Origin of the sequence: Burkholderia sp. E168m22 (assembly GCF_001319805.1) — a bacterium.
Taxonomy (GTDB): Bacteria; Pseudomonadota; Gammaproteobacteria; order Burkholderiales; family Burkholderiaceae; genus Burkholderia; species Burkholderia orbicola.
This window is the reverse complement of record NZ_BBSK01000012.1, coordinates 43,069-53,644: the sequence shown is the minus strand read 5'-3', so window position 1 is coordinate 53,644 and position 10,576 is coordinate 43,069. Positions and strand designations below refer to the sequence as shown.

Annotated in this window: 12 protein-coding genes; all 12 read right to left on the bottom strand. The window is 66.7% G+C overall.

The features are described from left to right. Positions 1 to 207 precede the first annotated feature (207 nt). The 12 genes from AP428_RS02935 to plsX all read right to left on the bottom strand — a co-directional run bounded on the left by AP428_RS02935 (position 208) and on the right by plsX (position 10,566). The gene (locus AP428_RS02935; RefSeq protein ID WP_006476497.1) at positions 208 to 444 is read right to left on the bottom strand and encodes a glutaredoxin family protein; all 237 of its coding nucleotides are present in this window, start codon (positions 442 to 444) and stop codon (positions 208 to 210) included. 7 nt (positions 445 to 451) lie between these two features. Further along, positions 452 to 1,942: a DegQ family serine endoprotease gene (locus tag AP428_RS02930; protein WP_054927535.1), complete on the bottom strand. Its 1,491-nt coding sequence runs from the start codon at positions 1,940 to 1,942 to the stop codon at positions 452 to 454. 16 nt (positions 1,943 to 1,958) lie between these two features. After that, positions 1,959 to 3,011: a MucB/RseB C-terminal domain-containing protein gene (locus AP428_RS02925; protein WP_011544940.1), complete on the bottom strand. Its 1,053-nt coding sequence runs from the start codon at positions 3,009 to 3,011 to the stop codon at positions 1,959 to 1,961. A gap of 5 nt (positions 3,012 to 3,016) precedes the next feature. Continuing rightward, on the bottom strand, positions 3,017 to 3,634 hold the full coding sequence (locus tag AP428_RS02920; protein ID WP_054927534.1) for a sigma-E factor negative regulatory protein: 618 nt from the start codon (positions 3,632 to 3,634) through the stop codon (positions 3,017 to 3,019). Positions 3,635 to 3,720: 86 nt separating this feature from the next. Further along, a complete protein-coding gene (gene rpoE / locus AP428_RS02915; RefSeq protein ID WP_006490873.1) occupies positions 3,721 to 4,320 on the bottom strand; it encodes an RNA polymerase sigma factor RpoE in 600 nt (199 codons plus the stop codon). Positions 4,321 to 4,411: 91 nt separating this feature from the next. Continuing rightward, positions 4,412 to 4,876, bottom strand: a complete 465-nt coding sequence (locus AP428_RS02910) for a hypothetical protein (RefSeq protein WP_054927533.1) — start codon at positions 4,874 to 4,876, stop codon at positions 4,412 to 4,414. A gap of 11 nt (positions 4,877 to 4,887) precedes the next feature. Continuing rightward, on the bottom strand, positions 4,888 to 6,120 hold the full coding sequence (gene fabF, locus AP428_RS02905) for a beta-ketoacyl-ACP synthase II (protein ID WP_011544937.1): 1,233 nt from the start codon (positions 6,118 to 6,120) through the stop codon (positions 4,888 to 4,890). A 164-nt stretch (positions 6,121 to 6,284) separates the two neighbouring features. After that, positions 6,285 to 6,524 carry an acyl carrier protein gene (gene acpP / locus AP428_RS02900; RefSeq protein ID WP_004197638.1) on the bottom strand — a complete coding sequence of 80 codons (240 nt, stop codon included), beginning with the start codon at positions 6,522 to 6,524 and terminating at the stop codon, positions 6,285 to 6,287. A 144-nt stretch (positions 6,525 to 6,668) separates the two neighbouring features. After that, positions 6,669 to 7,418 (bottom strand): 3-oxoacyl-ACP reductase FabG, encoded by a 750-nt coding sequence (fabG, locus tag AP428_RS02895; RefSeq protein ID WP_006476504.1) that lies wholly within the window; start codon positions 7,416 to 7,418, stop codon positions 6,669 to 6,671. A 36-nt stretch (positions 7,419 to 7,454) separates the two neighbouring features. Further along, positions 7,455 to 8,387, bottom strand: a complete 933-nt coding sequence (gene fabD, locus AP428_RS02890) for an ACP S-malonyltransferase (protein ID WP_054927532.1) — start codon at positions 8,385 to 8,387, stop codon at positions 7,455 to 7,457. Between the two features lie 82 nt (positions 8,388 to 8,469). Then, a complete protein-coding gene (locus AP428_RS02885; RefSeq protein WP_006476506.1) occupies positions 8,470 to 9,459 on the bottom strand; it encodes a beta-ketoacyl-ACP synthase III in 990 nt (329 codons plus the stop codon). Continuing rightward, the gene (gene plsX / locus AP428_RS02880; protein WP_006476507.1) at positions 9,460 to 10,566 is read right to left on the bottom strand and encodes a phosphate acyltransferase PlsX; all 1,107 of its coding nucleotides are present in this window, start codon (positions 10,564 to 10,566) and stop codon (positions 9,460 to 9,462) included. Positions 10,567 to 10,576 lie beyond the last annotated feature (10 nt).

The window sequence follows — 10,576 nt, the reverse complement described above, 5'->3', positions numbered from 1 at the left end:
ATGATCCATTCAGTGCCGATCAAGCGAAAAAGGCGCGCTCGACGACTGCGGAGCACGCCTTGTGTAAGTCGGTGAAAAAAACGGCTTATTTTAGCCGAAAAGGCTTACGCCGGGCGGGATTTCGGACGCCCGCCCCGCAGGAGCCCGGCGGGGCGCCCGCCGGATCGAGCCCCGTGCGAAGCGGCGTCGGCCGACGGCGGGCCAGGTTCAGCGCCGGGCCGCCAGCGCGTCGCGCACCCGCGCATCGTCGAACCGGTGGCGGCACACTTCCGCGCCGTCCAGCAGCAGCACGGGTACGTCCTCGTCGTAACGCGCGACGAGCGCCGCATCGGTGTCGATGTCGATATAGTCGACCGCGACGCCGAATTCGGCCGCCACCGGCGCCAGTGCGTCGCGCATGTCGTCGCACAGGTGGCACCAGCCGCGGCCGTAGAGCGTGAACATCGGCGCGTTACTTCTGGCGCGGCCGCACGGGCACGAACTGCGTGTTGTCGCCACGCCGCACGAGCACCGCGACCGCCTTCTGCGGATCGAGCTGCGCGGTCACGTCGGCGAACTGCTTCGCGCTCGTGATGTCGGTGTCGCCGACGCGCAGCACGATGTCGCCGCGCTGCAGGCCCGCACGGGCGGCCGGGCCGTCGACGCCGTCGATCTGCACCCCGTTCTTCAGCTTCAGCGTCTTCAACTGCTCCGCGGTCAGGTCGCTGACCGTCAGGCCGAGCGAATTGGTCTGGCGCGGCTTCTGCGGCGCGTTCTTGCGCTGCTCGGCCTTTGCCGTCGATTCGGCCGGCGTCTCGGCGATCGTGATCGGCAGATCGCGCGCCTGACCCTTGCGCCACACGTTGACCGTCGCCTTCGTGCCAGGCTTCGTGTCGCCGACCATGCGCGGCAGGTCCGACGCCGCGTCGACCGGACGGCCATTGAACTTCAGGATAATGTCGCCCGGCTGGATACCGGCCTTGTCGGCCGGGCCGCCCGGCTCGACGCTGCTGACGAGCGCGCCTTCGGCCTTCGGCAGCCCGATCGAGTCGGCCACGTCCTTCGTCACTTCGCCGATCGCCACCGCGATCCGGCCGCGCGTGACCTTGCCCGTCGCCTTCAGCTGGTCGGCCACGCGCATCGCCTCGTCGATCGGAATCGCGAACGAAATGCCCATGAAGCCGCCGGTGCGGCTGTAGATCTGCGAGTTGATGCCGATCACCTCGCCCTGCATGTTGATCAGCGGGCCGCCCGAGTTGCCGGGGTTCACGGCGACGTCGGTCTGGATGAACGGCAGGTAGTCGCCCGTATTGCGGCTCTTCGAGCTGACGATGCCGGCCGTGACCGTGTTGTCGAGGCCGAACGGCGACCCGATCGCGACGACCCACTCGCCGACGCGCACCTTGTTCGAATCGCCGATCGCGACGACCGGCAGGTTCGATGCCTGGATCTTGACGACCGCGACGTCCGTGCGGTCGTCGACGCCGATCAGCTTCGCCTTGAATTCGCGCTTGTCGGTCAGCGTCACGTAGATGGTGTCGGCATCGTCGACGACGTGCGCATTGGTCATCACGTAACCGTCGGCCGACACGATGAAGCCCGAGCCGACGCCGCGATTCTGCTCGGTGTCGGGCCCGGTGTCCGGCGCGTTCTTCGGGCTGCTGCCGTTGCCGCCGCCGTTGCCGGGCGCCTGCGGCAGCGGAATGCCGAAGAAGCGCCGGAAGAATTCCGACATGTCGCCGTTGTCGAAGCCGGGCGGGAGCATCCCGCGCGGGCCGCTCGTCGGCACGTTGGCGGTGGTCCGGATGTTCACGACGGCCGGGCCGACCTTTTCGACGAGGTCGGCGAAATCGGGAAGGCTGGCAGCCGGAGGCGTGACAGCGACCGCGGTTTGCGGGACGAGCGGCAGGCAGGCACACAGCGCCGCCGCCGCGAGCACTTTGCGCAGCGTGAGTTTCGTCATGTCGGAAGCCGTAGCGTTACTTGGAAGCCTTGTATTCTATGGCAGACGCGAACTGCTGCAACGTCGCCGGCGGCACTTCGCCGAGCACGGTGATCCAGTAGTCGCCGCGGCGCTTCACGAGAACGTGCGTCGCACCGGTGCTGCCCGCGCCTTCCTTGCGCGTATTCTTTTCGGCCGGCTCGATGAAGACCGAGATCGTCGCGAGGCCGTCGGTGAAGACGGCCTGATCGACCGGGATCGGCGGATCGCCCGCATCGCGCGCGGCCATCGGCCGGCGCACTTCACGAATCTTCTGGAAGCCGGCGACGCTCGGCGCGAGCTGCCAGCCCTGCGCTTCCATGTCGACCGCCGCGACCGGCGGGCGCACGACCGTCCAGCCGCTCAGGTTGCGCATGCCGGCTGCAATCGCGGCCTTGTCGCCGCTCGCGCCGCCGGTTTGCAATTGCGAGAACGCGATCTGTTCGAGCACGTGATCGTTCGCGTCGAGCGTCTGCGAACGCAGCAGCAGCCCGGTGCGCGCGTCGGCCCACAGCTTGTACGTGAAACGGTAGGCATCCTTCGGCACGAGCTCGACGACCTGCGCGTCGATCCCGGCCACGCGGTCCTTGCCGAGCGACTTCGCATCGTAGACGGACATCACGTGCTCGCCGCTCGCGCCGAGCAGCGCGGGGAACGAGTCGCGCGTCTGGCGGCGCTCGACCACGCACAGCTTGCGCTCGGGCACGAACGTGTACAGCTCGTCGTTGTGCCGCAGCAGCTTGCGCGGCTTGCCGTCGAGCGTCTCGATCCGCTCGAACTCGCCGTCGCGGGACGAGACGTGCGCGATGCGTGACGACTGCACATACCCGCCGCGCTGGTAGACGAACGTACCTTCGTAGCTCTGCTGTTGCGCCGCCTGCTGGACGCGGTCGAGCCAGTCGGCGGCACCCTTGCGGGTCGCGACGGGATCGTCCGGTTGCTGGGCGCTGGCGGGAAGGGATTGAACGGACAACAGGGCGGCTGCGCAAAGCAGGAGGGCCGGCAGCCGCTTCCATCCGGAGATGGCGTGATTCAACTGCAATGTCCGCATCGGGTTTATTGGCCTGGCGTGGTGGTCACGGCAGCGCGGATCAGCGGCATCGAACCCGTGACGACGGGCTGCTGGGCGAATTGCTGGTGCGCTTCAAGGTATTGGTCGAGGCTGGCGTCGCGAATGATGTTGACGTCCTGCAGACCCGGCTGGGCCGATGCCTGCGCAACCGTCACGCGCTGCGGATTGCCGTTCTGCGGCGCGCCTGCCGATGCGACCTGGACGGCGCCCGGCGCACCGGCCGTCTGCATCTGCGGAACGACGATCCACGTCAGCGTGGCGGCCGCGGCGGCCACCGCGAATGCCGGCACGACACGGCGGCGCAGCGACAGCAGCTTGCGCGCGACCGGCGCGGCCGCCGGTGCCAACAGGTGCGGCTCGCTTTCGAGCGCCGCCGACATGCGCGCGGTGAACGCGACGCTCAGCGCGGGCGCCAGCGCGAGCTCGTCCGAGCGCAGCGCATCGCCGATCAGGTGGTAATGGGCCCACACGGCGCGATCCGCGCGGTCGAGCTCAGCCAGAAACTGCCCGTGATCCGGGCCATCGAACATTTCGCCGTCGACCAGCGCGGAAAGGCGCTCGCCGCGCGAGCACGCTTGCGATTGCGTATTGACCGACCCCATGATGCTCCCCATCTTGCACACCCCGTCGTGACTTCACGACTCTATCCGTAACTAGACCCCGACCCGCGTCGTTCCGCCCGTCGCGCTTACCAGCGCTTGCCTTCGGGCGTATCGAGCAGCGGACGCAATTTGGCAGCGATTGCTTCGCGCGCGCGGAAGATCCGCGACCGGACCGTCCCGATCGGACAGCCCATCATTTCCGCGATCTCTTCGTAGCTCAGGCCCTCGATCTCGCGCAGCGTGATTGCCTGGCGCAGTTCTTCGGGCAGCAGAGCCATTGCAGCGTTGACCGTCTCGGCAATCTGCTTGCTCATCAACATCGACTCAGGCGTGTTGATATCCCTTAGTTGGTCTGCGTCGGAGAAAGTTTCCGCTTCCTCCGCATCGGCCTCGGTCGAGGTCGGCGCCCGGCGGCCTTGCGTCGCAAGGTAGTTCTTCGCCGTGTTGACGGCAATTCGGTACAACCACGTATAGAACGCCGATTCGCCGCGGAATTGCGGCAGCGCACGATACGCCTTGATGAACGCGTCCTGGGCCACATCCTCGACCTCGGCGGGATCCCGCACGAGGCGCGAGATCAGCCGAATGATCTTGCGGTGGTATTTGGAGACCAGGAGTTCGAACGCCGCCTTGTCGCCCTTCTGTACGCGCTCGACCAGAGCCTGATCGATTTCTTTTTCACTCACCTGACAAATCCGTTAACTAGGGATGCAACGCGGAGCGTTATTGTAGCGTTCCGGCGCCGGCCGCTGGTTACGGTCGGTAACCGCACCGCCGTCATGCCCGCCCCACCGCTCCGGCCGTTCTCGCCAGTACCGACAGCGCGCTGAACGACGCGGCGTCGAGCGCGTCGGCCGGAATCAGCAGCGGCCGGGCCCGCCGGGCGCCCTGCCCGACCGACAGCACCAGCAGCAGGCTGCTCCAGTGCGCATGGCCCGTCACGCGGCCACGGGCCAGCAACCGCCCGGTGCGGCCAAACGCCGCAATCTCCCCGAAGGCATCGATCCGCAACTCGGCCGGTAGCCGGCGGGCGCAAGCGCGCGCCGCCCATACGGCCAGCAGTGCCGCCGTCGCGGCCGACACGCCTGCGCCGGCGGCAGCGCCCGCGCGCGGCGCCCAGAACAGGTACGCCGAGGCGGCAGCCGACGCGACGAACGCGGCCAGCACGAGATACGACACGGCCGAGGCCCGCAACGCAAAGCGCTGCGGACGCCCGGCCGGAGCATCGAATGGACTCGTCAAGCGATTCGACGTCAGACGCGCTTGAACACCAGCGTGCCGTTGGTGCCGCCGAAGCCGAAGTTGTTCTTCACGGCTACGTCGATCTTCATGTCACGCGCGGTGTTCGCGCAGTAATCGAGATCGCACTCGGGGTCCTGGTTGAAGATGTTGATGGTCGGCGGCGACACGTTGTTGTGCAGCGCCAGCACCGTGAACACCGATTCGAGGCCGCCCGCGCCACCCAGCAGGTGGCCCGTCATCGACTTCGTCGAGTTGACCACCATCTTGTACGCGTGCTCGCCGAAGGCCGCCTTCACCGCGTCGGACTCGTTCTTGTCGCCCAGCGGCGTCGACGTGCCATGCGCGTTCAAGTACTGCACCTCGTCGGCATTCAGGCCGGCGTCGCGCAGCGCCGCGACCATGCAGCGGCGCGGGCCGTCCATGTTCGGCGCGGTCATGTGGTACGCGTCGCCCGTCATGCCGAAGCCCACGACTTCCGCGTAGATCTTCGCGCCGCGCGCCTTCGCCGCCTCGTACTCCTCGAGCACCATCACGCCGGAACCCTCGCCCAGCACGAAGCCGTCGCGGTCCTTGTCCCACGGACGCGACGCGGTAGCCGGATCGTCGTTGCGGGTCGACAGCGCGCGCGCGGCGGCGAAACCGCCGATGCCGAGCGGCGACACCGTCGATTCGGCACCGCCCGCGACCATCACGTCGGCGTCGCCGGCCTGGATCAGCCGCGCGGCGAGGCCGATGCTGTGCAGGCCGGTCGTGCAGGCCGTGACGGCCGCGAGGTTGGGGCCCTTCAGGCCGAACATGATGCTCAGGTGACCCGAGATCATGTTGATGATCGAACCCGGCACGAAGAACGGCGAGATCCGGCGCGCACCGCGATCGACGTAGGTCTGGTGCGTATCCTCGATCATCGGCAGGCCGCCGATGCCGGAACCGACCAGCACGCCGATGCGTTCCGCATTGGCTTCGGTCACTTCCAGCCCGCTGTCCCGCATGGCCTGGACGCCGGCGGCGATGCCGTAATGGATGAACGTATCCATGTTCCGGGCTTCCTTCGCCGGGATGTACTCCTCGGCGCTGAAACCCTTCACTTCGCCCGCGAAATGGCAGGCGAGGTTCGATGCATCGAACTTCGTGACGGTAGCGATACCGGACTTGCCGGCGACGAGATTGGCCCAGCCGTCGGCAACACTATTGCCAACAGGCGAAATCAGCCCCAGGCCTGTAACGACAACACGACGGCGGCTCACGGTAACCTCTTTTCCATTATTGGATGACAAAAACAAAAGCCACAGTGGCCACAGGAACCAGCCCTGCGAGCCCTGTGGCTGTTAGTCCGTCCGGCGCGAAGCCGGCAGGATGGCGCGTCAATCGCGAAGATCGCGGCGACGTGGCGGACAAGCGCGAAAGGCGCTTACGCCTTGACGTTTGCGCGAGCGTAGTCGATCGCTTGCTGAACGGTCGTGATCTTCTCTGCTTCTTCGTCCGGGATTTCCATGCCGAACTCGTCTTCCAGAGCCATCACCAGTTCGACCGTGTCGAGCGAGTCCGCGCCCAGGTCGTTCACGAACGAAGCTTCGTTCTTGATCTCGGCTTCCGCGACGCCCAGTTGCTCAGCGACGATCTTCTTGACACGTTGTTCGATGTTGTCCATTACCCCTCCGAGGGAAAGTTCAGATTTACAAGTGCGCGCATTTTATCAGGTTTGCTGACGCCAAAACGCGCGTTGGCTTGATGGTCGATCAAGCGCCGGTCCGCCTGAAAAACGGGATACGGCGCGGATGGTAAACGAAAACCGTTACGACATGTACATGCCGCCGTTCACGTGCAGCGTCGTGCCGGTGATGTAACCGGCCTGCGGCGATGCGAGGAACGCGACGGCATGGGCGATGTCCTCCGGGCTGCCGAGGCGGCCGAGCGGAATCTGGGTCTTGAGCGCGGCCTGCTGTTCTTCCGGCAGCGTCTTCGTCATGTCGGTGTCGATGAAGCCCGGCGCCACGCAGTTCACCGTGATGCCGCGGCTGCCGATTTCACGCGCGAGCGCACGCGTCATGCCCGCGACGCCGGCCTTTGCGGCCGCGTAGTTGACCTGACCCGGATTGCCGGCCGAGCCGACCACCGACGTGATGTTGATGATACGGCCGCCGCGCGCCTTCATCATCGGGCGCAGCACCGCGCGCGACAGACGGAACACCGACTTCAGGTTGGTGTCGATCACCGCGTCCCAGTCCTCATCCTTCATCCGCATCGCGAGCTGGTCCTGCGTGATGCCCGCGTTGTTGACGAGCACGTTCAGCGCGCCGAATTCCTTCACGGTCGCATCGATCAGCGCCTCGGCGGCGGCCGCGTCGTTGACGTTCAGCACCGCGCCGCGGCCCGTGACGCCCGCTTCCGCGAACGCCGCGGTGATCGCGGCGGCGCCCGATTCGCTCGTCGCCGTACCGATCACCGTCGCGCCCAGGCGCGCGAGTTCGAGGGCGATCGAACGGCCGATGCCGCGCGACGCGCCGGTCACGATCGCAACCTGTTTATCGAGAGTCTTGTCCATGAATCGAATATCCGTTGCTTGGGAAAAGGCGCCGCGTCAGGCGGTCGCGAGCTTGAGCGCTTCGTCGAGCGAAGCCGGATCGAACACCGAGGCGCCGACCAGGTTGCCGTCGATGCGCTTCGTCAGGCCGGCGAGCACCTTGCCCGGACCGCATTCGATCACGTGCGTGACGCCCGTGCCGGCGATGTGCCGCACGCACTCGACCCAGCGTACCGGGCCTGCAGCCTGGCGCACCAGCGCATCCTTGATCGCGGCCGGATCGCTGACCACGGCGACGTCGATGTTGTTGACGACCGGAATCTGCGGCGCCTTCACGTCGACGTTCGCGAGATAGTCGCGCAACTGGTCCGACGCCGGCTTGAGCAGCGACGAATGGAACGGCGCCGACACCGGCAGCGGCAGCGCGCGCTTCGCGCCCTTCGCCTTCGCGATTTCGCATGCCTTTTCGACCGCAGCCTTGCTGCCTGCGATCACCACCTGCGCGGGCGCATTGAAGTTCACCGCTTCGACGACGCCCGCATCCGCGGCTTCGGCGCATACCGCGCGTACCGTGTCGTCGTCGAGGCCCAGGATCGCGGCCATGCCGCCCTGGCCCACCGGCACGGCCGTCTGCATGGCCTGCGCGCGGAAGCGCACGAGCGGCACCGCGTCCTTGAACGCGAGCGCGCCGGCCGCGACGAGCGCCGTGTATTCACCGAGGCTGTGGCCGGCGACGATCGACGGCGCCGGGCCGCCTGCCTGCTGCCACGCGCGATAGCACGCGTACGCCGCGGTCAGCATCACGGGCTGCGTGTTGGTGGTCAGGTTCAGCTCTTCGGCCGGGCCTTCGGCGATCAGCTTGCCGAGATCCTGATTGAGTGCATCGGATGCTTCCTGGAGCGTCTCGCGCACGACGGCCAGATCGGCGAATGCGTCGAGCATCCCGATCGCCTGCGAGCCCTGCCCCGGAAAAACGAATGCAAATTTCATATCGTCCCCAATTGAATCGATTCGGACGGCGCACACGAACGGCGCGCCGATGGGACCCGCGCGCGGCAATGCGCGCCGCGGATCAGAAGCGGAAGACCGACGCGCCCCAGGTGAAGCCGCCGCCGACGCCTTCGATCAGCACGTGCTGGCCACGCTGGATGCGGCCGTCGCGCACCGCGGCGTCGAGCGCCAGCGGGATCGACGCGGCCGACGTGTTGCCGTGCTGGTCGACCGTCACGACCATGCGCTCCTGCGGCAGGCCGAGCTTGCGGCAGGTGCTGGTCATGATGCGGATGTTGGCCTGGTGCGGAATCAGCCAGTCGATTTGCTCGGGCGCGAGATTCGCCTTCGCGAGCGCCTCGATCGCGACCTTTTCGAGCACGTTGACCGCGAGCTTGAATACGGCCTGCCCGTCCATGTGCAGGAACGCGCTGCCGTCGATCACGCCGCGATTGACGTTGCCCGGCGTGCACAGGATGTTCGAGTAGCTGCCGTCCGCGTGCAGCGCGCTGCCGAGCACGCCCGGCTCTTCCGACGCGGACAGGATCACCGCGCCCGCGCCGTCGCCGAACAGCACGCAGGTCGTGCGGTCCTTGAAGTCGAGAATGCGCGAGAACGTCTCCGCACCGACGATCAGCGCGGTGCGGTGCTGGCCGCTGCGGATGAAGCTGTCGGCCGTCGCCATCGCGTATGCGAAGCCCGAACACACGGCCTGCACGTCGAATGCCGCGCCGCCGTTCTTGATGCCGAGCTTGTTCTGCAGCAGGCACGCGGTGCTCGGGAACACGAAATCGGGGGTCGAAGTCGCGACGATGATCAGGTCGATCGACTGCGGATCGACACCGGCCGCTTCGATCGCACGACGCGACGCCTCGAGCGCGAGATCGCTCGTCGTGACGTCCGGTGCGGCGAAATGGCGCGCATGGATGCCCGTGCGCGCCACGATCCATTCATCGCTCGTCTCGATGCCTTCCTTCGCAAGACGATCGGTCAGCTGCTGGTTCGTGACGCGGTCGGGCGGCAGGTAGCTGCCCGTGCCGAGCACGCGGGAATAGAGAGTCGATTGGGCCATTTATGCTTTAGAGGATTGCGCAGCGGAAGGTTCGGCGTGATGGCCTGCGGCCGGGCTTGCCTGGCCCGCGCCGCCCGCGTCGTGTTCGCCGTCGCCGAGCGACACTGAATTATCCGCCATCGCGCGCGCGAGGCGCTCCAGCACCCCGTTTTTGACGGCATCATACCCGCGTTTGATCGCCCACTCAAACGCGTAGGCGTCGGCCGAACCGTGGCTCTTGATCACGAGGCTCTTCAGCCCCAGCAGCGCCGCGCCGTTGTACTGGCGGTGGTCGACGCGCTTCTTGAAACGCATCAGCACGGGCAGCGCGAGCAGTGCCATCAGCTTCGACATCAGCGAACGGCCGAACTCCTCGCGAATGATGTCCGACAGCATCTGCGCGAGCCCTTCCGACGTCTTCAGCGCGACGTTGCCGACGAAGCCGTCGCACACGATGACATCGACGGTGCCCTTGTAGATGTCGTTGCCTTCCACGTTGCCGCGGAAATTGAGCGTGCTGGCGCGCAGCAGCTCGCCTGCGCGCTTGATCGTCTCGTTGCCCTTGATGACCTCTTCGCCGATGTTCAGCAGGCCGATCGTCGGGCGCTCCTTGCCTTCGAGCGCGGCCACGAGCGCGTGCCCCATCTCCGCGAACTGCAGCAGGTGCTGCGGCTCGCAGTCGACGTTCGCGCCGAGGTCCAGCATCATCGTGTAGCCGGTCGGGTTCGGCAGCGCGAACGCGATCGCGGGCCGCTCGATGCCGGGCAGCGTCTTGAGTACGTAACGGGAAACCGCCATCAGCGCGCCGGTATTGCCGGCGGAGATGCAGGCCTGCGCCGCGCCTTCCTTGACGTGGTTGAGCGCGACGCGCATCGAAGAATCCTTCTTCTTGCGCAGCGCCACTTCGACAGGGTCGTCCATCGCCACGACTTCGGTGGCGGGCACGATGGTCAACGCGGGATCGTCGAGGGCTTTCAGCTTCTTCAGCTGAGCGCGAATCGCGCTTTCGATGCCGACGAGCATCAGGTGCGCATCGGGATGCGCGCGGACGAACTTGACTGCCGCGGGAACGGTCACGGACGGGCCGTGGTCGCCTCCCATGCAATCGATTGTGAGCTTTACGGTCATGGAATGCGAC

Excerpts from the sequence above, each read along its gene's own strand:
- AP428_RS02920 (WP_054927534.1), bottom strand. The coding sequence starts at position 3,634 with ATGGGGTCGGTCAATACGCAATCGCAAGCGTGCTCGCGCGGCGAGCGC.
- AP428_RS02935 (WP_006476497.1), bottom strand. The coding sequence starts at position 444 with ATGTTCACGCTCTACGGCCGCGGCTGGTGCCACCTGTGCGACGACATG.
- AP428_RS02925 (WP_011544940.1), bottom strand. The coding sequence starts at position 3,011 with ATGCGGACATTGCAGTTGAATCACGCCATCTCCGGATGGAAGCGGCTG.
- acpP (WP_004197638.1), bottom strand. The coding sequence starts at position 6,524 with ATGGACAACATCGAACAACGTGTCAAGAAGATCGTCGCTGAGCAACTG.
- fabD (WP_054927532.1), bottom strand. The coding sequence starts at position 8,387 with ATGAAATTTGCATTCGTTTTTCCGGGGCAGGGCTCGCAGGCGATCGGG.
- AP428_RS02885 (WP_006476506.1), bottom strand. The coding sequence starts at position 9,459 with ATGGCCCAATCGACTCTCTATTCCCGCGTGCTCGGCACGGGCAGCTAC.
- AP428_RS02930 (WP_054927535.1), bottom strand. The coding sequence starts at position 1,942 with ATGACGAAACTCACGCTGCGCAAAGTGCTCGCGGCGGCGGCGCTGTGT.
- plsX (WP_006476507.1), bottom strand. The coding sequence starts at position 10,566 with ATGACCGTAAAGCTCACAATCGATTGCATGGGAGGCGACCACGGCCCG.
- fabG (WP_006476504.1), bottom strand. The coding sequence starts at position 7,418 with ATGGACAAGACTCTCGATAAACAGGTTGCGATCGTGACCGGCGCGTCG.